The sequence below is a fragment of the Pseudolysobacter antarcticus genome, assembly GCF_004168365.1.
GTDB classification, from domain to species: domain Bacteria; phylum Pseudomonadota; class Gammaproteobacteria; order Xanthomonadales; family Rhodanobacteraceae; genus Pseudolysobacter; species Pseudolysobacter antarcticus.
Map to the genome: position 1 here is coordinate 3114080 of NZ_CP035704.1, position 22637 is coordinate 3136716.

The 22637-nt window shown below is 59.2% G+C and carries 14 protein-coding genes, 1 tRNA gene and 1 pseudogene; 11 read left to right on the forward strand and 5 right to left on the reverse strand.

The window, feature by feature from the left end:
• Positions 1-112: 112 nt before the first annotated feature.
• On the reverse strand, positions 113-2089 hold the full coding sequence (locus ELE36_RS13320) for a formylglycine-generating enzyme family protein (RefSeq protein WP_129834083.1): 1977 nt from the start codon (positions 2087-2089) through the stop codon (positions 113-115).
• Between the two features lie 220 nt (positions 2090-2309).
• On the opposite strand from ELE36_RS13320, the gene ELE36_RS13325 reads away from it, so the two are divergent.
• The 10 genes and pseudogenes from ELE36_RS13325 (at position 2310) to ELE36_RS13370 (ending at position 15654) form a co-directional block, all read left to right on the forward strand.
• The gene (locus ELE36_RS13325) at positions 2310-3404 is read left to right on the forward strand and encodes a ribonuclease D (RefSeq protein ID WP_242512269.1); all 1095 of its coding nucleotides are present in this window, start codon (positions 2310-2312) and stop codon (positions 3402-3404) included.
• A gap of 227 nt (positions 3405-3631) precedes the next feature.
• Positions 3632-6157: a bifunctional aspartate kinase/homoserine dehydrogenase I gene (gene thrA, locus ELE36_RS13330; RefSeq protein ID WP_129834085.1), complete on the forward strand. Its 2526-nt coding sequence runs from the start codon at positions 3632-3634 to the stop codon at positions 6155-6157.
• The gene (locus ELE36_RS13335) at positions 6154-7077 is read left to right on the forward strand and encodes a homoserine kinase (protein WP_242512270.1); all 924 of its coding nucleotides are present in this window, start codon (positions 6154-6156) and stop codon (positions 7075-7077) included. The genes thrA and ELE36_RS13335 overlap by 4 nt, the downstream gene beginning before the upstream one ends.
• Positions 7074-8420 (forward strand): threonine synthase, encoded by a 1347-nt coding sequence (gene thrC / locus ELE36_RS13340; RefSeq protein ID WP_207215778.1) that lies wholly within the window; start codon positions 7074-7076, stop codon positions 8418-8420. The genes ELE36_RS13335 and thrC overlap by 4 nt, the downstream gene beginning before the upstream one ends.
• A 70-nt stretch (positions 8421-8490) precedes the next feature.
• Positions 8491-8566: transfer RNA gene (locus tag ELE36_RS13345), tRNA-Ala, on the forward strand.
• 101 nt (positions 8567-8667) lie between these two features.
• Positions 8668-8805: pseudogene (locus ELE36_RS13350) on the forward strand (transposase); the annotation flags it as partial.
• 1629 nt (positions 8806-10434) lie between these two features.
• Complete coding sequence (locus tag ELE36_RS13355; protein WP_129834087.1) at positions 10435-11223, forward strand: IS5 family transposase; 789 nt, start codon at positions 10435-10437, stop codon at positions 11221-11223.
• 597 nt (positions 11224-11820) lie between these two features.
• Positions 11821-12528 (forward strand): hypothetical protein, encoded by a 708-nt coding sequence (locus tag ELE36_RS13360; RefSeq protein WP_129834089.1) that lies wholly within the window; start codon positions 11821-11823, stop codon positions 12526-12528.
• 162 nt (positions 12529-12690) lie between these two features.
• Positions 12691-14445: a GAF domain-containing protein gene (locus tag ELE36_RS13365; RefSeq protein WP_129834091.1), complete on the forward strand. Its 1755-nt coding sequence runs from the start codon at positions 12691-12693 to the stop codon at positions 14443-14445.
• Between the two features lie 366 nt (positions 14446-14811).
• On the forward strand, positions 14812-15654 hold the full coding sequence (locus ELE36_RS13370; RefSeq protein WP_129834093.1) for a leucine-rich repeat domain-containing protein: 843 nt from the start codon (positions 14812-14814) through the stop codon (positions 15652-15654).
• Positions 15655-15734: 80 nt separating this feature from the next.
• Here the strand turns inward: ELE36_RS13370 and ELE36_RS13375 are convergent, their stop codons facing one another.
• Both ELE36_RS13375 and pdxR read right to left on the reverse strand, forming a co-directional pair.
• Positions 15735-16010: a hypothetical protein gene (locus ELE36_RS13375; RefSeq protein ID WP_129834095.1), complete on the reverse strand. Its 276-nt coding sequence runs from the start codon at positions 16008-16010 to the stop codon at positions 15735-15737.
• Positions 16011-16231: 221 nt separating this feature from the next.
• A complete protein-coding gene (gene pdxR, locus ELE36_RS13380; protein ID WP_129834097.1) occupies positions 16232-17668 on the reverse strand; it encodes a MocR-like pyridoxine biosynthesis transcription factor PdxR in 1437 nt (478 codons plus the stop codon).
• Positions 17669-18201: 533 nt separating this feature from the next.
• On the opposite strand from pdxR, the gene ELE36_RS13385 reads away from it, so the two are divergent.
• Complete coding sequence (locus tag ELE36_RS13385; protein WP_207215779.1) at positions 18202-18426, forward strand: hypothetical protein; 225 nt, start codon at positions 18202-18204, stop codon at positions 18424-18426.
• A gap of 124 nt (positions 18427-18550) precedes the next feature.
• Here ELE36_RS13385 and ELE36_RS13390 read toward each other — a convergent pair whose 3' ends face one another.
• Both ELE36_RS13390 and ELE36_RS13395 read right to left on the reverse strand, forming a co-directional pair.
• Positions 18551-19510, reverse strand: coding sequence for a C1 family peptidase (locus tag ELE36_RS13390; RefSeq protein ID WP_165371609.1), 960 nt, complete (start codon positions 19508-19510; stop codon positions 18551-18553).
• A gap of 16 nt (positions 19511-19526) precedes the next feature.
• Complete coding sequence (locus tag ELE36_RS13395) at positions 19527-22625, reverse strand: CHAT domain-containing tetratricopeptide repeat protein (protein ID WP_129834103.1); 3099 nt, start codon at positions 22623-22625, stop codon at positions 19527-19529.
• Positions 22626-22637 lie beyond the last annotated feature (12 nt).

A 22637-nucleotide genomic window follows, 5' to 3' on the forward strand; every position in this document is an offset into this window, starting at 1 on the left:
CAAGGTCGCGGAGATTTCATCGTGCTTTTTTATGCGAGATGCCTGCGATCTCGACACCGACCACGACGGACTCGATGGATTTCCGCGGCTCAACGCCGCGTTGCAACGCCGTTTACAAATCGCGCGCCAAGCGAATGCCGACGCGAGCACTGCGCGTATTCGCCGCAGCCTGAATGCGATACGCCGAACGCACCTGATCCGGCGCACTGCCCCACGAACCGCCGCGCACGACATGGCTTTCGCAACCTGGATTGACCCACGCGCGACTGTCGCTCGGTGCGCGCGTGTAATTGTCGTGCCAGCAATCCTCGACCCACTCCGAGACGTTGCCGTCGATGTCGTAAAGTCCGAACGGATTGGCAGAAAAACTGCGGATCGGCGCCGGCCCCCAATAACCATCGGTGTAGTGACTGAAGGCATTGCTCCAGCCGCGTTTCGACGGTGAGCGATCGCCATCGCCGGTGACATTCGCCAGCACTTTCAGCGGCGTATCCTCACCCCACCAGTAACGTGATTTTGTACCCGCGCGCAAGGCGTATTCGAATTCGGTTTCGCTCGGCAGCCGATAATGTTTGCCGGTGCGCTCGCTGAGCCACACGGCGTAGGCTTGTGCGTCGTTCCAGGAAACGTGGATCACCGGCAGGCGCTCACTGGCTGGCTCGCCGTGATAATCCTGCTGCCAGCTCACGCCACGGACTTCGATCATGCGTCCGCTGGCTTCATCGTAAACACTCGATCCACCGGATTTTTCGGCATCGCTGACATATGTGGTGGCCTTGACGAATTCGCGAAATTCGCCGACCGATACCTCGGTCGCACTGAGCGCAAAACCGACGCTGATGCGCACCTCACGTTGCGGTTCTTCGCTGGCACGATGACCATTCTCATCGCCCGGCGAACCCATCAGAAAACTTCCGGTCGGGATCACCACGAGTTCCGGCGCGTTGCCGCTGCGATCGAGGTATTTGTCGCGCACCAACTGGCCCGGCGCGAAGCTCGCATACAGCCGCGCGTTGCTGAGTTTCTGATTAAATTCGTCGATGCCCGGCACATCGGGACTCAACGCCAGCGCACGCTTCGACAACTGCTCGGCCATGTCCGGATTGCCCGAATCCAGCGCCGAGCGCGCCTGCTCCAGCACACTGCCCGCGCGTTGCTGGCGCAAGCCTTCGATGCGGCTATGCGTATCGAGCAGCGCCTGCGAACCCGGACGGATCGGCGCCGCATCCGCGAGCACTTTCTCAGCCCCCGCGAAATCATCCTGCGCCGCTGCCGCCAATGCCCGATCGAGATAATCGCGCTCGATCTGCGCCAGACCCTGATCGGCAAGTTTATTGGCGGAATCGTGTTCGAGCACCTTTCGGTAAACGCCAAGCGCGCTTGCATCTTTCGGCTCGATCGCGTGGCCCTGCCGTAATAGATCGGCGGCCTCGGTCAGCATCGGCGTGACGATGCGCAACACCTTCAGGCGCTCGTTCAGCGCGTCCAGTTCCGGCGTGTCGCCGGGCACCGCCTGCAACGCGGAAATCAGCTTTTCGGATTCGCCGATATCGCCATGATCGAGCGCGGCAGCAGCCTGTTCGTTCAGGCCATCGCGCACTTTCTCCAGGCCGGTTTTGGCCGCGGCATTGTTGCTGTCGGCGGCTAACGCCTGCTCGAACAAGGCCAGCGCATTGTTGTCGCGCGGCGCGATCAGATGCCCTGCATCCAGCGCTTGATTGGCCTTTTTCAGCATCGCCGCAATCGCCTTGGTGGTCGGCACTTCGGGCGCGGGCGGGCCCATCGTCAACGCGCCGGTTTCCGTTGGTTGCACAAATTCGCTATCGTCGGACAGCGGTGCGGGTGGGCCGTATTCGGTATCCGCGGCCAACGTTGCTTTGCCCGGATCGGTCGCGGGATTGCGCGCCTTGATCGCCGCCGTGGGCAACCGTGGGGCATGCGTGGCATCGACATCCGCGCGTTGCTGCATCGCCGGGGTGATATGAATCCAGCCCGGGAAAAAACGATACACCAACGCAAATATCAGCAAGGCGATACCCGCAGCGCCGCCGAGTGTGGTTTGTTTGCGTACGACTTCGGTTCCGGGCATAGGTCTTTACAGGGGCGAATTCGGTGGGCGACGACAGCGGAGCGATCAATCCGGATGGCATATAATACGCAGACCAGCGCCAGCCAGAACCTTAGGCCAGGCGCACAGCTACCGCAACCGCTTTGATCCCGCCGCTGTTATCCCGCATGGCATCACGGTTGTTGACCTTGCGCTCCTGTACAGGTTCCGCGCGCTTTCGCCCGGCCAACGGAGCCACGCATTGTTCACCTGGATTACGCAGCAAACCGATCTCGATCGCCACCTCGCGCAGTGGCAACCCGGCAGCAGCGTTGCGCTCGATACCGAGTTCATGCGCATCAATACATTTGCCCCACGTCTCGCGCTCGTGCAAGCCTGCGTTGATGGCGACATCGTCTTGCTCGATGCGCCCGCGCTCGGTGCGATGGCGCCGTTCGCCGCGCATCTGGCCAATGCCGATACCCTCACCGTGATGCACAGCGCGAGCGAGGATCTTGAAGCGCTCGCGCCCTTGCTGCCCAACGGCCCCGCGCTGTTGTTCGATACGCAGATCGCGGCGAGCATGGCCGGTCTCGGCTTCGGCCTGAGTTATCAGAAACTGGTCGCGTTGTTGCTCGGCATTGATGTGCCCAAGGCCGAAACGCGTTCGGACTGGCTCAAGCGTCCGCTCAGCGCGCAGCAACTCGAATACGCCGCGCAAGATGTGGAGCACCTGATGCCGATCCACGCGCAGTTGCAAACCCGACTCGATGAACTCGGACGCAGCGCATGGCTCGCGGAAGATTGCCGCCGCATGATCGAACGTATCTGCCATCGCGAGGGCGATCCGCAGCCGCAACGCTCAGTGCGTTTTGCCGCGCACTGGCCGATCGAACAACAAGCACTACTGCGACGCATTCTGCTGTGGCGCGAAAACACCGTGCGGCTGATCGATTGTCCGCGCACCTGGCTGCTCGACGAAACCCATGCCGCCGATCTCGCGCACAAACCGCCGCAGAATGCCGATGAACTCATGCAGCGCACGCGCGGCCAGCGTGCCTTGCGCAGCGAGCAACGCAACGCCTTGCTGCATGAGTTGCAACGTCCGCTCAGCGCTGAAGAAATCACAGCGACACAACCTGTGCCAGCGGTGCCGAGCAACGCCCAAAAACGCGCGGTGACAGCGATGAAAGAAACCGTAGTCGCCATTGCCGCCGAATTGAATCTGCCCGAAGGTCTGCTGTGCGCTCGCAAGCATCTCGAAGCGCTGGTGCAGGATGGCGTCTGGCCGCAGGCGCTGGAAGGATGGCGCAAAACGCTGCTGCACGATCGTCTGATATCGCTGCTACCGCAGTGAATGGCGTCAAAAAATCGCCAACCCTCTTGACAGCCATGCATCCGCTGTTATCCACTGCAGGCATGTCGCCATCTTTTATCATTCGCACGATTATGACTTCCACCACAACTATTATGTGTGGTGCGGAGCGGCGTGCGTAACTGAAACAACACACCGCCCCGCACCCTGATCAGGATGCGGGCAATCCGCTTCCGATGAGTGTGCGGGGTTTCCAACCGGAGCCCTGAATGAGCGTCAGCGTTATAAAAAATTCCACCAGCGAATCCGTCGATGCGGCCTTGAACAAGCCCGCCGGCAGCGGCTGGATCGCGCACAAGTTCGGCGGATCAAGTCTGGCCAATGCCGAACGCATTCGCACCGTCGCCGATATCATGCGCGGGCGCAACGACGCCGGTCAGGTGATCGTGGTTTCCGCGATGCAGGGTGTGACCGACGCACTGATCGAACTCGCGCATGCCGCCGCGCGCAACGACGGCTACTGGCGCCACGCGTGGAATGCGCTGAAAAAACGTCACGAAGATGCTGCGCGCGCGTTGCTCGGCGCGCAGGCACGCAGCGAACAGGACTGGCTCGCCGAACGTTTTGCCGAACTCGCCGATTTGCTGCACGCGCTGGCCTTGCTCGGCAGCCCGGCCGCCGAAGCACTCGAACTGATCCAGGGCCTCGGCGAGATTTTTTCCTCGCGCATCGTCGCCGCACATTTGAATGCCAACGGCATCGAATATGCGTTGCTCGACGCGCGTGATGTGTTGGTGGTGCGACACGAAGATCTCGGCGTCGCGGTCGACTGGGATCAAAGCGCGACCAAACTCGCCGAATGGCGCGTGCGTCATCCGCAAATGCGCGTGGTCGTCAGCGGCTTTGTCGCGCGCGATGTGCATAACCGCATCACCACGCTCGGACGCAACGGCAGCGATTATTCCGGCGCGATTTTCGGCGCGCTGTTTCATGCCGACGAAATTCATATCTGGACCGATGTCGATGGTGTGCTTTCCGCCGATCCGCGGCTCGTGCCCGAGGCCGTCTTGCTGCCGCAACTGTCGTATCACGAAGCCTGCGAGCTCGCGTATTTCGGCGCCAAAGTAATCCATCCGCAAACAATGGCACCAGCGATCGCGCGCAATATTCCGGTATATATCCGCAACACCTTCCGACCCGAACTCACCGGTACGTGCATCAGCAGCCAGGCCGACATCAACAGCGCGGTGAAAGGCATCAGCACAATTCCGGGCCTCGCCATCGTCAACATCGAAGGCGCTGGCATGATCGGCGTACCGGGCACGGCGCAGCGTGTTTTCGGCGCGTTGCGCGCAGCAAAAGTTTCAGTGGTGATGATCTCGCAAGGATCGTCGGAACATTCGATCTGCTGCGTCGTGCAGGAGAAACAAGTCGACATCGCTGTGACCGCGCTCAACGAGGAGTTCATCCACGAACTCGCGCGCGGCCAATTGCAAAGCATCAATGCGACGCCAAGCATCAGCGTGCTCGCGATTGTCGGCGATGGCATGACCGGCACACCGGGTGTCGCCGCACGTTTGTTCGGCACGCTCGCGCGCAGCGGCGTCAACATTCGCGCGATTGCGCAAGGTGCGTCGGAGCGCAACATTTCTGTCGCGATCGAAAGCGGCGATGCTGCGCGCGCGTTGCGTGCCGCGCACGCCGGATTTTATCTGTCGCCGCAAACCATCTCGATCGGCGTGGTCGGGCCGGGCCAAGTCGGGCGCGCGTTTCTCGCGCAGCTCGCGCAGGTGCGCGAACATTTGTTGCGCACGGCAAATCTGGACCTGCGCCTTCGTGCCGTCGCGAGCAGCGCGAGCATGTTGCTCGACGACGCGAGCATCTTGCCGCAAGACTGGCGCGAGCGGCTTGATGCGCACGGTACAGCTACTGATCTCACGCGCTTCGCCGATCATGTGCTCGCCAATCATCTGCCGCACGCGGCGATCATCGATTGTTCGGCGAGCGGCGATGTCGCCGAACATTACGCGCGCTGGATCGGCGCGGGCATTCATGTGGTGACACCGAACAAACACGCCGGCAGCGGCCCACTCGCACGTTACAAGGCAATCCGCGCGGCATCGTCACACGGCACGCGTTTCCGTTACGAAGCCACGGTCGGCGCCGGCCTGCCGATCGTGCAGACCTTGCGCGACCTGCTCGATACCGGCGATGAAATCATTTCGATCGAAGGCATTTTTTCCGGCACCCTCGCCTATCTGTTCAATCGTTTCGACGGCAGCGTGCCGTTCTCCACACTCGTGCAGGAAGCGCGCGCCGCGGGTTATACCGAGCCCGATCCGCGCGATGATCTGAACGGTCGCGATGTCGCGCGCAAGCTCGTGATTCTCGCGCGTGAAATGGGCTTGCAGATGGAAGTGGCCGATGTCGATGTCGAAAGTCTCGTGCCCGCGGAATTGCGCGAAGTCGATGGCACCGAATTTCTCGAACGGCTGGTCGAGGCCGATGAAATTTTCGCCACGCGTTTCGCCACCGCACATGCCGCCGGTAAAAAACTGCGCTACGTCGCGCGCCTCAACGCCGCCGGGCAAGCGCATGTCGGTCTGGTCGAATTGCCCGACGATCATGCGTTTGCGCACCTGCGCCTGACCGATAACATCGTGCAGTTCACCACGCGTCGTTATCGCGACAATCCGCTCGTCGTGCAAGGTCCCGGCGCGGGGCCAGACGTGACCGCCGCTGGCGTGTTCGCCGATCTTTTGCGTATCGCCGCGACTCTCGGAGCGCGCGTATGAGGATGCAGGCAAGCGCCTTTGCACCAGCGAGCGTGGGCAATATCGGCGTGGGTTTCGACATTCTCGGGCACAGCATCGCCGGACCGGGTGATCGAGTCAGCGTACGACGCATCGAACACCGCGACGTGCGCATCGCGGCGATCCGCAACGCCGCGATCGAGCTGCCGTTCGAGGCAGAAAAAAATACTGCGGGTGCCGCCTTGATTGCACTGCGCGATGCGCTCGTACTCGACTACGGGTTCGAGATCGAGATCGACAAGGGCATCGCATTTGGTTCAGGCATGGGCGGCTCGGCGGCATCGTGTGTCGCCGCACTAGTCGCGGCGAATGCATTGCTCGACAAGCCGCTCGATGCGCACGCGTTGTATCCGTTTGCGCTGGTCGGCGAAGCCGTTGCCAGCGGTGGGCGTCACGGCGACAACGTCGGGCCGATGTTGCTCGGCGGCATGGTGTTGGCAACCGCCGAACGCCTGACGCCAATTCCGGTTCCGAGCGCGTGGCATTGTGTTGTCGTGCACCCTGAATTCGTACTCGAAACCCGCCGCGCACGCGCCGCGCTGACCGGTCATTACGCACTGCCGGAATTCGTCGCGCAGAGCGCCAATCTCGCGCAGTTTCTCGCCGGCTGTTTTCTCGGCGACAACAGCCTGATCAGCGCCGGACTCAAGGATGTTCTTGTCGAACCGCGCCGCGCTGCATTGATCCCGGGTTTCGCTGCGGTCAAGCAAGCCGCGCTCGATCATCATGCGTTTGGCGCAAGTATTTCCGGTGCCGGACCGAGCGTGTTCGCGTGGTTCGAATCCGCCGCTACGGCGCACGCTGCGTCTGTAGACATGCAGGCAGCATTTGCCACGGTCGAGCTGCACAGCGAAGCGTTTGTGTCGCCCGTTGCCGGCCCCGCGGCAGAGGTGCTGGCATGATGCGGTATGTCAGCACACGTGCTTTGGCACACGCCGAGGCAACACCGATTGCGGTCGGCCTGAGTGACGCGCTCAACGCCGGACTCGCGCCCGATGGCGGTTTGTATGTGCCGCAATCGTTGCCGCATTTTGCACCGCAGGATTTTGCCGGCGCGACCACGCTGCCGGCGATCGCAAAAATTCTGCTGCAGCCATTCTTCGCTGGCGACGCGCTCGAATCCGAACTCGCTGCAATCTGCGATCAGGCATTTACCTTCGCCGCGCCACTCAAACGATTGCCGCTCGCACAAACTTACGCGCTCGAACTTTTCCATGGCCCGACCGCCGCGTTCAAGGATTTCGGCGCGCGTTTTCTCGCGGCGTGTTTGCAGCGCATCCAGCGTGACGATGCACGAGTGCTGACGATTCTGGTCGCGACCTCCGGCGATACCGGTAGCGCGGTCGCCGCGGCGTTCCACAACGTACCCGGCATTCGTGTGGTGATCCTGTATCCCGATGGTTTGGTGTCGCCGCGCCAAGCGCATCAACTTGGCTGCTTCGGTGACAACATCAGCGCGCTGCGCGTGGCTGGCACGTTCGACGATTGCCAGCGTATGGTCAAGCAAGCGTTTACCGATACGACGCTGCGCGAATTGCTGCCGCTGAGCTCGGCCAATAGCATCAGCCTCGGGCGATTGTTGCCGCAGATGAGTTATTACGCGTGGGCGGCGCTGAGCCATTGGCGCGAGCACAATAGCCCGCTGAATTTTGTCGTTCCTACCGGCAATCTCGGCAACGCGATGGCCGCGCTGCTCGCGCGCGCGATCGGCCTGCCGCTCGGCGAGATCGTGCTCGCAACCAATGCCAATCGTACCCTGCCCGACTTTTTCGATAACGGCGAATACCGCGCGCGACCGAGCATCGCCACCATCGCCAATGCGATGGACGTCGGCGATCCGAGCAACTACGAACGCCTTCGCTGGTTGTTCCCCGATACCAACTCGCTGCAAAAAACGCTGCGCGCGATTGCCGTCGACGATGCCACGATTCGCACGACGATTGCCGCCGGCGAAAAACGTTACGGCGAAATCTGGTGCCCGCACACCGCAGTCGCGACGCATGTGCTCGAACAATTGCGCGCGGAAAATACGCAGGGAGATTGGGCCATCGTCGCTACCGCGCATCCGGCGAAATTCGATACCGTCGTCGAGCCGTTGATCGGTCATGCGGTGGCCGTGCCGCCCGCACTCGCCGCCTTGCTCGCACGCCCGGCACATGCCGAGCCGATGCACGCCGAGTATGCGCAGTTGCGCGAGTGGCTGTTGCAGCGTCGAGATCCGCACGCGGATGCGCCAACAGATTGACGACAGGTATCGTGTGCAATGCGGGGCTTGGCGTGCCCGACCCCGCGCGCTATGATTCGACGTCACACGTGGGGCGGTAGCTCAGCCGGGAGAGCGCTGCGTTCGCAATGCAGAGGTCGAGGGTTCGATCCCCTTCCGCTCCACCATTTCGTACTCCAACGCAGTCCAAAGAAGGCCGGGAAACCCTGAACTGCCCCGGGAATCGCAAGCACTTCCAGCCTATGATTTGAGCATGGGAGGAGCTCCCATGACTACGCAACGTTTTACCCCCGAATTTAAAGAAGAAGCGGTTCGGCAGATCGTCGAACGTCGTTACTCTGTATCAGAGTTGTCGGCGCGTGTGGGTGTGTCTGCCCATAGTCTTTACAAGTGGGTCAATGCGCTTGCGAGCGGCTGCGTCGAAATCCACCAACTCCTTACTCTCATGAAAAAAAGTCCATTTCGACAAGTGAACTGCCCTGCGCCGACCGTCGGCACTCTCCGCGCGCGCGCGGCGCTTTTTGCATCGCTGACGGTGCTGCTTGCCGCGTGGGGCGGCGGCAGCAATGCCTCCGAGAAATCGCCCGCACCGGCACCCGCACAGTCGATTAATGCAGCCCTTGGCGCTCCGGACCGCCTTCTCGGCGGGCTTGGCGCCGGCAATGCGATCTCCGACATGACCAGCCAGCAGATCAACCCGGACATCATCGACACCTACCTCGTGGGCGTCGGCCCCGGCTCATGGCCCTACTGGAACAGTCCGGACGGTGCCTATGTGACTTACGTCTCGGCCAACGACAAGGCGATCGGCGCCGTGCCGATGTTCACGCTGTATCAGATGGCCACCAATGGCGAAGCCGACATGACCCCGGTCAACGACGTGACGTTCATGACGACCTACTGGTCGCAAGCAAAACTGATGTACCAGAAGATCGGCGCCACCGGCCAGCCCACCTTGGTCAACCTCGAGCCTGACTTCTGGGGCTTCGTGCAGAGCAAGTCTGGCGGCGATCCGACGAAGGTGCCGGCGCGCGTCAGCATGGTCACGGAGTGCGCCGGCCAGCCAGATACGGCCGTAGGTATCGCTGGGTGCCTGCTGACCCTCGGTCGGACGTATGCGCCCAAGGCGAAGCTGGGTTTCCCGCCATCGTTCTGGGGGCAGGATGCCACCAGCGTGGGCAATTTCATGGCGAAGGTCGGCGCCGACAAGGCCGACTTCATCGTGGCACAGACGAGCGACCGTGATGCCGGCTGCTTCGAAATGGCATCGCCGGTGGCCGAGTGCGCGGGGCGCGGCAACGGGCCCTTCTACTGGGACGAGAGCAACGCCACGTCACCGAATTTCAGCGACAGCCTCGCGCAATGGAGCACCACGCGCAGTATCGTCGGCAAGCTGCCCATTCTGTTCTGGCAGACGCCGATGGGCGTGCCCTCGACGACGCCCGGCGGAACTCCGGGTCACTTCCGGGACAACCACGTGCACTACATGCTGACCCACGCCACGCAATACACGGCCATCTGCGTATTCGCCATCGTGTTCAGCGGCGGCGGTAGCACGTCGGCGAACATCACAACGGACGGCGGAGAGTTCGCACGCCTGTTCCAGTCCTACCTGGCCAACCCGGCGCCGTACCAGTGCGATCAATTGTTTTATTCGGGGTTCGAAGGCCCCTGACTGTGACCTGCCACGCCGCTTTGCTGAAATGTGTAGATGTATGCCTTTGGTCGAGCTCTGCGATTTTCAGCTTGGAACTTATCCGTAACGCGAGAACTTCGTCCGCTTTACGATTACTTGATCACCCAAATTCGTTCCACCGATAATTTGGTAATCATGAAGTGTTATGAGGGTTGGTATCGGGACAAAAGAACCATCACTGTCGCTGTTGTCAGTTAGCGTCCGATGCTAATAAATCGACAGGCAAATGGGCACTGGCGGAGGAAGCCATGGCTTTTCGTCAACTAGAACCCAATGCCACTCCTCTTAGAGCCTGTTCAAAGTCTCAATCTATGAGACCGGCGTGCTGATACTGGCGGAATGAGATCAACCTATCCGAGTGACATCAGTCGCGCCCAGTTTGAGCAAATTCATCCTTTGCTGGAAAGCACACGCAAGAAGACCAGCCCGCGTCGGGTGGATCTGTACGAGGTATTTTGCGCGGTCCGCTACCTCCTCAAAAGCGGCTGCCAGTGGCGCATGCTGCCCACGGAGTTTCCGAAATGGCGAACGGTGCATTCGTACTTTTCGATCTGGAGCGAGCCTGACGAGAACGGCATCAGCCTGCTGGAGCGGGCGTTAAAAAATCAGGTGGGCGCGGCGCGTATCAAGCAGGGGCGCAACGCCATGACGAGCTTCTTGATCGTTGATGCACAAAGCGTAAAGAACACCGACACGGCGACGCATAAGGGCTACGATGCCGGCAAGAAGGTCTCGGGGATCAAGCGGCATATTGCCGTGGATACGCAGGGACTGCCTCACGCTATTGCGGTGACTACAGCGGAAGTCACCGATCGCAAGGGCGCCTTGCAGGCGATGGATCGATGTCAGGCAAACCTACATCGGGTACAAAGTGTCCTAGCGGATGGCGGCTACGTCGGCCAGCCCTTTGCCGAAGCGGTCCAAGGCGCCATCGGTGCCACCGTGCAGATCGCCCAACGCAATGAATTGCATACCTTCGCCGTTATCCCGAAGCGGTGGGTGGTCGAGCGCTCCTTCGCCTGGTTGGAGAAATGCCGACGACTCTGGAAGAACTGCGAGCGCAAGCTCAATACCAGCCTCCAGTTCATTCACCTTGCCTTCCTCACGCTACTGCTCAAAAGACTTTGAACAGGTTCTTAGCGTTCGGGCCACCTGTTTGGGCACTGGCGGAGGAAGCCATGGCTTTTCGTCAACTAGAACCCAATGCCACTCCTCTTAGCGTTCGGGCCACCTGTTGCTGCCAGCGGAAGTATTCTTCTTTGCCAATTATTCACGGGTACTGCAGAGTTCTTTCCAAAGCTGCACCGGCCAGCGCGCGTTGCGGTTCAGGGGAACGTGTTTGGTCATATCACCCTTAGCGATTCCGATCTGGCCATCGACGACTAGTCGCGGGCTTTCGGGGGCTCTTTGTCGAACTTGGCAGGACAATTCTCGCAATATATGGCTTTCACGGCATTGTTCGATCGACTTCCGCTACCATTTCATACTCCAATGCAGTCCAAAACAGGCCGGGAAACCCATACAGAATAAGGGGCCGGCCTTTTTTATGTCCGTTGCAATCCAATGCTATGTAGTACGATCCGGTCAAATCCTGTGTGCTTGATTGGAAACTGAGAAGCGACGTTTTAATGCTCAAGGCCGTTACCCTGTGAACCCACAAGTGCGGCATTCTCGGGAGCGGTTATCGTGGCGCGGCTTTGATCAAAACGACTCGTTGGAATATGCATGGACTTTCTGAAGCTACTAAGATCGTTGGAAGAGTTCGTCTATGAAGCGCTACTCTGGCTGATCCTGGTGCCAAAGACGCTGGCGAAAATTTTGTGGCGACCGCGTGCCATGACGGCTTATGCGGCGGCTGAGCTGGCGACGCCGGATGAGCAGCGCTACAACGAGGCCATCAGTCCTCCGCTGCTGCTTGCGCTATGCGTTGTGATCGCCCAAGTCATCGACATCGGCGTGCGCAACCAGGCCCAGATCGATGGGGGATCGTTGGCGAGTGTGCTTCTCGCTTCGGAGCAAAATTTGTTGCTCTATCGAACCATCGCCTTCGGGCTTTGGGCGCTTGCCGGCGCCGTCTATTTTCTGGTTCGATCACGCGTGTCGATCAGCCGCGAAAACTTGCGAATGCCGTTCTATGAACAGTGCTATCTCGTTTCTCCGTTCGCCTTGTTACTATCGATCAGCATCTCCCTCGCCTCGGCCGATAGAACCAGCGCCACTGTCGGTGCAGTTTTGGCGCTATCGGGTACGCTTTGGTTCTGGCTCGTACAGGTCGGCTGGATTCGCCACAAAGCGCACTTGCCGTTATGGCGGGCCATTGCTGCCGCTACGATCATTCTTCTGATCGGTGCGGTGTCGAATGCACTCGTCGGACAGGTTCTCTCGCGTTCTCATGCCTTGCCACCTTCCACTGAGGTGCATGCAGGCAATTAAAACGATGCTGGCGGCCTTGGCACGGAACTGCTGGTTAAGTCAGAAGCACAAGTGTTTTCGGTGCCTGCTCGACGGTCTGCGGCGTTATGATTCCCGTCTTTCGACGCGCCTTGCGGCGGCTCGCACGCTGGGCGCCATCATGTTGCAAGGATCGACGCCAGAATGAACCTATTCCTCCGCCTGCTGATCAGCGTCCTGATCCTGTGCTGGCTCGTGCCGTTGTTCTATGGATCCGCATTTTTTTCGACGCTGCCGTTGCGCGTCATACGCGACGATGCAAATCGCTACGTCATCGCAAAACATCCCGACCTGCCGCTGCCTGACGGCCTGCAGGTTGGCGATCTACTGGATCTGCCGCGCATGAGCATGGCCGATCGCGTCGCCGCAGTGCAGATCGCGAACTCTCCGCCCGGGCTAGCCGTGAATATCGCTGTGCTTCGCGACGGTCAGCCGAGCACAATTACAGTTACGACGACGCCCGACCAAACGCGTGGTGGCACGGCGAATATCGCCTCGGGTTACCCGGCAATCCTGAGCCTCGTCGCACTGGCCCTGATCACACTCTGGCGCGGCCGCGACTGGACCGCCTGGGGCCTGTTGCTGTTCGCCGCACTGACCAGCATCCAGAACCTGGTTTCCAATATTCCACTCGATCCGATCACCGGATTCTGGCTCACGATAGTAGCCACACTGTTGCAGGTAATCGCGATTTCGGGGCTTTACATCACCGGAGAAACGCTGGTCGGTGACGGCATCAGCGCGCGCGTGCGCTGGCGATTTCGCGTATTGCTGATTGCCAGCTGCTCGGTCGCGTTGGTGATGATCGTGGTTCGCCGTTGGGTCATCTTCGTCGATGGCAATGTCGCCGCGGTCGGCTGGCTGGGACTCACCAATCTTCCGCTCGTGATTGCTGTGGGATTATCCGTCACCGTACTCGCAGTCGGCTATCGCGCGAGTGCAGCTGCGCAAAAACTTCGTATCCGCTGGGTACTTTTCAGCACCAGCCTGCTGTTGCTGACGGTGTGTGCGCAAATACTGTTTCCGCAAAACGGCATCGGCGCGGCGATAGTCTACGGATTGCTCACGGCGCTTTGCATGTTCGGATATCTCTACGCCGTACTACGCCATCGGCTGGTGGATGTTTCCTTCATCATTGACCGCACCCTGGTATTCGGCTTCACCACGGCGCTCGTGGTCAGTGTGTTTGCGCTGCTGGAGAAAATCGTCGAGAGCTTTGCGCTCGGCAAGGACGCAAGTATTTCACTTCAGGCGGGTGTCACGCTGGTCATTGCGCTCGTGCTCAACCGCGTCCACCATCGCGTCGAGCACGCCGTTGATCGGTATGTGTTTCGTCGCCAGCATTTCGCGATCGCCGCATTACGCGGCTTCACTCGCGAATGTGCGTTCATCGAAAAATATCCCCGACTGCTGGAGCTAAGCGTGGAGCGCGTGCAGACCGCGATCGGCGGCACGGGCGTAGCGATCTACGACCGTCGCGCTGAATCCCACGATTGCGAGATCAGCTGCGGCAGCACGACTTTTCCGGGCACGATCGAGAACGACGATGCGGCCCTTGTCGCGATGCGCGCGACCCAACATCACATCGAAACACCGTACAAGTCTAGCGTGCTGGATTTCGAAGGCTACGTCTTTCCCATCACGCAACGCGACCGCGTGATCGGCGTGCTGATGTGCGGCGCGCGGCACGGCGAAAAACTTGCACCGGACGAACTCGAAGCGCTCGACTTGCTCGCGCGCGAAATAGGCCGCGCGATCTACGATATCCGGATGCGCGAATACGAACGTTTTTTAACCTCGCTCGCGGCCGATCGTATCGCCAATCCCGGCGAACAGGCGCGGCGCCTGGCGCAGTCCGGCCACGCGAGACTTACCGGTCCGGATGCTGCGTACTTCTGAATCGCATGCCATCGCCCAAATGTGGCCGCAATGCTGCCGGCGCGCGTAGATGCGCGGGCGCGAAACGCAAGTTCCATCGGCATGCCAAGTCAGACGCGACGCAGTCTGCCTATCCCGCAATCGATACTGCAACATTGCTATTTCTGTTGTTTGCTAGCGATCCGCATCGCGATTCATCAGCGTGTTTTTTCGCGAGCTGCATCACGTCTGCCAACAGCGGAAGTTGCAACGTAAAGTTGCAGCCATGACACTGCGCTCACGGGGGCCGCCAATTCGGGTGACCTGATCATGTGCAACGATCTTGATTCGCGATCTGTGCTGATTGAGCAAGGCGCAAAATTTCGGCCATCGATTCGGCGAAAAGTTTTGGCTACGATCGCTGGCATCAGCATCGGCGCTGCAGCGACTGCAGCGTTGCCGCCGGCAGAAGTGCAGGCGCTGATCGATTTGTACAATGCGAGCGGCGGGCCGACCTGGACCAGCATCACCGATTGGGCCACCGCGCGTAATGCCAGCCCGACGCCAGTATGTTCGTCGGCCACCGGCAGCGTCGTCTGCGACGCGACCGGCACACACGTCATCGGCATTAATCTGTACAACAATAATCTGATCGGCACGCTGCCGGCGTCGCTTATCAATCTGAGCCAATTACAGACGTTTCAGGTCGGCTACAACCAGTTGAGCGGGTCGATTCCGGCGGTTGCGGGCTTGGGCAAGCTGGAGAAATTTTTCGCTTATTCGAATCAGCTGAGCGGCTCGATTCCGCCACTCGGCGGCTTGAGCAAATTGGTCGAATTCAACGTCGCGTCCAATGGATTGAGCGGGGTTATTCCACCGCTCACCAATCTGCCGTCACTGCAGGCAATCAATCTCGGCTACAACCAGTTGAGCGGAACCATTCCGACGTTGTCCGGCACGCAATTGCCGCTGCTGAATTACCTCGAAATCGATTACAACCATTTTGCCGGATCGATCCCGGATATGAGCAGCATGACGGCACTGACCGCTTTTTACGCCGGCCATAATCGCCTGAACGGTCATGCACCCACTCCACCGTCGCCGAGCAGTCTGGTCGATAGCGCGGCCACACTGTGTCCGAATTATCTCGCTGCGACATCGAGCAATCTTTGGGATGCGGCGACCCAGAGCACGCCGTGGTATGCGAGTTGTGATAACGATACGATTTTCATCGACGGGCTGGAGTTTTGATCGGCAGCACGACGCGATTGTCAAAACCATGATGGCCGCACGAAAACCCGATCGCGGCCACCAGGATGCAAGCCAGCAGTTCAGCGGTTGTTGGTGGGTTCGATCTGGTCGATATTGCTGATATCGTCGGGCGTATCCCAAGCTGCGGGTTCGAGACCGTGGCTAGTGAGAATGACGTCGATGCGCCCGTGCACGTAGACCGAATCTTCTGCCGATGCCGCATCGGTGATATGTCTGGCCGCAACACCGAATGCAGCCCAGAAATCGCCAGCCTCCGGGATTTTTTCGATCATGTCCGGCATGCCTGCATCGAGTTCATCAAGCAAACGCACAAGCTCGGATTTCGAACGGATCATGGTGACTCCTTTTGGTCCAGCATTTCGGCGGGAATCGGTTTCGGGCGCGGTGGCTCCTGTACCGGTACGGGCGGATGTTGGTGTTTTGGATCGGGGATTTCTTCAGGCATGCTCTGCTCCAGTTTGCGGGCCAATGCTACATGAATCGGATCAGCCGCTGATTGCATGACGCTCAATGCGCAGTAAATTTTTCGCTGTCACGTTCACGGCAAAAGTCACGCTCAAAATCGCTTCAGTACCTGCGCGAGTTGTTTTGCTGCATGTCGAATTCGCTCCGGCGTGAACGCGGCAAAACCAAGTACCAATCCACCGCGCGACATCGGCTCAAGCGCGAATTGCGACAATGAATAGCTTTCGATACCGGCGTCGAGCGCTGCCGCTGCCACCGCGACATCATTCACATGCGGCGGCAACCAGACCACGGCGTTCAAGCCGGTGCGCGCAATCACGAGCTCGCCCGCTTCGCCGAAATATTCTGCCGCGGCATCGGCCAATGCTTTTCTGCGCTGCGCGTAAATCGCATGAATGCTACGGATGTGCCGGTCGAGATGGCCTTCGGCGAGAAACCGCGCGGCCGCATGCTGCAGTAACGTCGGCGTAAATCCGTCGGTGACGCGACGCATGCAGCGAAACGGCTCGACCAGATTTTTGGGCAATACGACATAGGCCAGCCGTGCGGCAGGAAACAGGGTTTTGCTGAAGGTGCCGATGTACATTACGCGGGCGTGTTTGCTCAGACTGTACAGCGCGGCAAGTGAGGGACCTTCAAAGTTGAATTCGCTGTCGTAGTCGTCTTCGACGATCAATGCATCGCTATCCTGCGCCCAGTTTAACAACGACAATCGGCGTTCCAGGCTCATCGTCACCCCGGTCGGCGATTGATGCGATGGCGCGACATAAGCAAGCTTTGCCAACGGTGCGCGTGCAATTCCTTGCGCCACGATCATGCCATCGCGATCCACCGGCACCGGCACGATTTCAGCACCAGCCGCGACCAGCGCGCGACGTGCGCCGTAATACCCAGGATCCTCCAGCCAGACTTTATCGCCCGACTCGATAAACAACCGTGCGATCAGAAAAAATGCCTGCTGCGTACTGCCGACGATTGCAACCTGCTCGCCACTGCAGATGATCGCGCGCGTGCGATACAGCCGCTCGGCGATCAACTCGCGCAGCTTCGGCAAGCCGAGCGGATCGCTCATGTCGAGCGCGTCAGGTTTCGCTTCCAGGCACGCCATGCGCATTGCCCTGCCCCACAATTCCAGCGGCGCCAGATCAAGCGCCGGTGTGCCGAAACGAAACGGCTGCAGCGGCCGCAAGTAATTGACGTTGAGTTGCAGCACTTTCTGCGCGGCTTTCGAAAGGCGTGTCGGCACCTGCTCCGACGTGCTGGGTGTGGACTTGTCGATCAATACCTCGGTAACGCGCGTGCCATCGCCGACACGGCTGGCGAGATAACCTTCTGCGACCAGTCGCTCGAACGCAGACACGACACCGGCACGCGACACACCGAGTTGCGCCGCCAGCTCGCGCGTCGAAGGCAGGCGTGCGCGTGCAGGAATCTGCCCGTTGAGAATTGCCGTGCGCAGAGCGAGATAAATTTGTGTCGCGATCGGCAAGCCCGATTGACGCTTGAACTCAATCGATTGCAGAAGCATGTTTCTTCTCGGCGCCGTGGATAATTTGACACGGAAAAATATCACAAGCGGAAGTTCGAGTCGCGAATTCGTGGATGATCGGGCGACAAATATTTCCTGCGTGCGCGAGTGAATTTTCTTCGTGTGACACGCACGATGTCGAACGGAGTTTTCTGCAGCGCGGACGCGAACGATGTCGCATGAGCAAAACAAGTCGCTAACCGTTCCACAACTTTTGCATAACGAGTCTGCCGCTAAGGTGTGCCCACGACCGAAGGACGTGTGCAGGCTCCCCTCTTGTTCATCCTTGGCGCTCTACCTCCCCTGGAGCGTACCTCTGCAAAAGTGCGTGATGCCATTGCAAGGGCGGTCGACCATTTTTAGCGACACGAACGCATTGCCAGCGACGTGTTTGATGAATACAAAATTACATTGGTAAATAGCCGAAGTTACATTCGTAAATCACGCGAACGACACTCTAAATTCACAAGTTGAAGACGGTAATGTGGTTGAAACTCTCCTTGCCATATTCCCTTGTGGAAAAGGAAAGCGACATGACTGATTTACTGTTGGTTGGTGGCCCCAATGCCGGACGGCATCTGCATGCCACTCATGAAACTCACCCTACCTTGTATACGATGACGGCTGCAGGACCATGCGCTTATCAGCGCGCATCGACAATCTCCCGCGGCGGCGAATTTGTCGAGTTGTATCTCTGCGAAAATGTGCCGAAGGCCGAAGGCGAACGCCTGATGGCTGATGTGACGAAGAGGCTTTGATTTTAGCAAGCAGTGATGGATGGCTGACGGGGAAAGTCAGTCTGCAATAAATATTCCGCGTCGCATGTTCTACGCGCTGTCGTTCTGCTTCAGTAAAATATCGGTTTGGCATTCGCGGCGATATCTAGTATCGGGCTGGCATGGCTCTGTCTGTAGCGACGTCCAACACCACCGCGCCGTAAAGAGCGTAGGTACGAATATAGTCGTAGCTCAGCAGCAAGTAACCATCGGCGCCAGTGTCTTTTCCCCAGCTGTTTCTGCAGATGAAAAAAGGCTTTCGCGCACCGCGATCGTAGCCAACGATGACCACGCAGTGTGCATCGGTCGGTGCCCACGGAATATCTTCGCCGTCGCGCATCACATCGTAGACATGATCGATATCGTGACGTCCGAAGGCGACGCCGACCGTGACGATGATGTCGAAACCCTGACTGACAATGTTTTCGAGAAATACGATGTTGGCAATACTCGGACCATCGAGCCCGACATTGTCGATCAACGAATATTTTTTAATGCCGTAGTGCGCGTGGCGTTGCGCGTTCAAACTCGGACGTTGATCGCAGCGCGTGTGCAACGCAGACAGCGATTCATACCGACACAAGGTTTCTGCGCAAACGCCGATCTCGCTCAAACACACCAGCGCATCTGCAAGTCGCACATCGTCATGGCACCAGTCGCGCGGCGGAATCGCACGGCGCATGAAAATCCAGTTCGCATATTGCGGCGATAGATTGACGACTTGGCCACGTCGAGCAAGGAATAACTCGATCGCGCCAAGCGTCGCAAATGCGATGCAAGTTTGCCGATCGCCTTGATCATGAATCGGAATGCGACGTGAGTGGGCATAGTCCGACGTGACGGGCGCATGCACAACGACAGGACACGATTTTTCGTAGTTCCAGAAAATCGCAGGTACATGAATTTTCGCGCGTTCCACACGCGTGAGTTTGTCATTCGCCAAAGATTGGTCTAGCGGAACTTGCTTGCCATCCAGTTGCAGCGATCGTCCGCCGTTCTGGTTCGCGATATAACGATCCTTGTCGGCAGTGGTGACAGGATTTTTTGTAGAGAGATGGCTGTTCACCAGGGCTTGCGCCAACTCAGATCGATTCGATGTGCATCAACGATGCCCAGTAAAACGGATGGTGAAAACTCCGGCTGCTGCGCAGACGCAACTGCGCCTTGTGCAAGGCCGCGCCCACATCCGGCGCATTTGAGCTCGCCATGTCTGCATAAAATGTCGGCACCCAGAGTGCGGCCGCGGAATCGCTGGTCGGCCATAATGCCGCCACCACATGCTTGGCCCCGGCATGCGCCGTGGCATCGGCAAAACTCATGCTGGGGCGCACGCTATCATTCGTGCGTCGCCCCAATTGGCAGGCATCAAGCACGACCAGATCGCTGCGCGAACCACGACCAAGCACATCCAGTTCGCCGAGAAATCCGGGGGCGGCTCCGGCTGTTTCCGGCTCCAGCCAAACGCCGCTGAAACCGATATGAGCGGAACCCGCGGTGCCGTGGCCGGCGATGTGCACCCAGTCACCCGATTGATTCAACGCGGCGAGCAAAGCGTCGCGACTATTCATGCTCTTGGCCACCACCTTGTGCTGTGAATTGAGCAGCGAAGTAGTGATGAAATCGGGCTCGCTGGATGCCATCGGCAACTGCGGCAATTCTGGTGACGCTGTTGCTGTTGCCTGCTGCGCGCTGACGAACACATGCACACGCGACGTCGGACTCGATGAATCCACGCAACAATTCGCACGCACATGCACCAGATTGATACTGCTGTTTTCGACCAGTTCTTCGTCACCCTCGCGCCAACGCAGGATCGGCCATGGCAACAGGCCGATATCACTGTCGGCATCTACCAACAATTTCGTGGGTGCAGATGTCATCGGCGCAGTGGCGAATAGTTTTGCGGCGATCACATCTCCCGCGAGATGAATTTGTTCCAGCGAATTGCCCGGGCTGGAAACCAGCAACAGCAGTTTCTCGGTTGCATCTCGCAATTGCTTCGACGATGGCGCGGCAAGCAAACGCGCCTGATCGCGCGAAATCCAGAGCATCGCTCCGCGCGGACCCGCATCCAGAAACGAAACAAATACCGCCTCGGCGGCGAGGCCTTGTTGCAAGGTTTGCAGCGGTCGGCTGATCGCGGGATCCTTGGATGCAATGTGCGGGCTACCGTTCGACAAGATCGCGAGCAATTCGCGGCCCATCGCCGTTGCAGAAGCATCGTCACGATGATTCGATGAGGCTAGCAATTCATGCCCGATCAATTCGTCGAGGCGCGTCGACGGATTGCGAGATGAATCATTTGCATCCGCTGGCGCGCGTGGTGCGCTGAGCAAATTGATCCATTGCCATGCCGCTTGCGCCGTGTCGCGATCGACCGCAGCGATATCATCACCGCTCGCTGACTCGCGCTGCTCCAGTAACAACTCGATGGCCAGCGAGCGCAGCGGGGTGATTTGCCGCACCAGCAATTCCGCCATCAACGGATGGCGCATGTCGAACGCAGCAGCGTGAATATTCGTTGCTGCTGTTGTAAGTATCTGCAGCGCTTTGTCGCGATCGCCCGAGCGCGCCGACCAGGTCGCATTGAGCTCGGCAAACTCGATCCGATGCGCCCACGACAGCGGCGCCGGGCGCAATTGATCCAGCAAACGCTGCGCCACGGGCAAATGTGCAGCCGCAATGGCCGTGCGTATCGCAATCAATTGCCATTCATGCGTATTGAGTTTTGTATGCTCGGACGCGGCATCGACCAATTTTTCCGCAGCGGCAACATCGTTGTTTTCGAGCTGCAGACGCGCCAGTAGCGTATGGCAAAGATCCAGCTCGGCCGGCATCTTCAATCGCGCATAGATAGCTTCGGCGGCGCGCACCGATCGCAGCGCATCGTCGTTTTGGCCCGCGCGCAAATCGACTCTGGCCAACGCAATTTTGGCTGCAGCAAATCTCGCAGGTGCATCCTGCTCGGACAAACGTGACAGCGCCGCTTCAACAAAGGCATACGAGTCGTCGAGCACGCCGAACTGCGAATACAACGACGCCACGCGCAACATCGCATTCGCCTCCCAGCGCGACGCATGCACCGAAGAAAATTCGGAGATTGCGCTGTCGAACTGGCGCAATGCGGTAGCAACATCACCGTGCTCCAACGCGAGATCGGCCAACAACAAATACGCGCGACCATGCAAGATTGGTGCGTCCGGTCCTTCCGCCAGAAGTAATCCTTGTTGCGCGTAACCTTGCGCACGATCGTGGCTGCCCTGATAACGCAGCACCTCAGCGAGGTCGAGCAACATGCTCGCATGCTCGGTGCGTTCATCGTTGTTGGTAAACCCCGTGATGCTGGCTTCATAACATGCCACAGCCTGATCGAGCGCCCCGAGATAACGCAGCGCCAGACAACGCGCGGCACGCAGGCGTTCGGAAAAATACTGGTCATCCGGGCCAATCGAAAAATTTATTTTCGACAGATCCTGCGCCGCCTGATATTGCCCCGAGCGTTGCAACTCCTCCACTCGACCGACCCGTGCCGCCAGTGCGCGCGCGTTGTCGCCGATCGCCAACCATGCAGATTCGGCTTGCGCAAATGCCGCAATCGCCGCCGTGGTACGCGCGCCGGCAAACAAGGCTTGCGCGCGCAAGTGTTGCGTGAGCGCAAGTTCATCGGCAGCGACGGCGTCGGCACTTAGTTTGGTTATATCGCCAAGCAAATCGTCAGTCGGAATCCCTCGCGACACCGGCATCAATTGCTGCGAGATCAGCGCCGCGCGACCGAACCAAACAATACGAGCGCGATCGCTCGCGGTCGGCGAACAATGCAATTTTGCGTGCAGCCGCGCGGGCGCGGCCGAGGCCAATATGCGCCTGACCTGCAGCGTATTGTTGCCGTGCATTTCAAGGAAAAAATAACCCAGCCGCGGCGGCACCGTAACTTCGTTGAACGAAGCTCCGGCGACCGCTCCAGTCAACTCGATTTCGGCACCGGATTCCTGCAGGTCCAGCCACGTCGTATCGCTCGCATGCACATCCAGTGAGATACGGTCTGAGCGAGGAATTGCCAGAGTCACTTCGGCGGTGTTGACGCAATCGATCACCGCATTCGCGTTAGGCGTCGCAAATACCAGCCGACCCGCCGAGATCGTCAGTGCGACTAATACAGCGATCGGAAATCGTCTTTGCATGTGCTGATGTCA

Bases quoted from the DNA above. Each gene is read 5' to 3' on its own strand.
- ELE36_RS13335 (WP_242512270.1), top strand. From the start codon at position 6,154: ATGAGGATGCAGGCAAGCGCCTTTGCACCAGCGAGCGTGGGCAATATC.
- ELE36_RS13375 (WP_129834095.1), bottom strand. From the start codon at position 16,010: ATGATCCGTTCGAAATCCGAGCTTGTGCGTTTGCTTGATGAACTCGAT.
- ELE36_RS13360 (WP_129834089.1), top strand. From the start codon at position 11,821: ATGGACTTTCTGAAGCTACTAAGATCGTTGGAAGAGTTCGTCTATGAA.
- thrA (WP_129834085.1), top strand. From the start codon at position 3,632: ATGAGCGTCAGCGTTATAAAAAATTCCACCAGCGAATCCGTCGATGCG.
- pdxR (WP_129834097.1), bottom strand. From the start codon at position 17,668: ATGCTTCTGCAATCGATTGAGTTCAAGCGTCAATCGGGCTTGCCGATC.
- ELE36_RS13320 (WP_129834083.1), bottom strand. From the start codon at position 2,089: ATGCCCGGAACCGAAGTCGTACGCAAACAAACCACACTCGGCGGCGCT.
- ELE36_RS13355 (WP_129834087.1), top strand. From the start codon at position 10,435: ATGAGATCAACCTATCCGAGTGACATCAGTCGCGCCCAGTTTGAGCAA.
- ELE36_RS13385 (WP_207215779.1), top strand. From the start codon at position 18,202: ATGACTGATTTACTGTTGGTTGGTGGCCCCAATGCCGGACGGCATCTG.
- ELE36_RS13365 (WP_129834091.1), top strand. From the start codon at position 12,691: ATGAACCTATTCCTCCGCCTGCTGATCAGCGTCCTGATCCTGTGCTGG.
- ELE36_RS13395 (WP_129834103.1), bottom strand. From the start codon at position 22,625: ATGCAAAGACGATTTCCGATCGCTGTATTAGTCGCACTGACGATCTCG.
- thrC (WP_207215778.1), top strand. From the start codon at position 7,074: ATGATGCGGTATGTCAGCACACGTGCTTTGGCACACGCCGAGGCAACA.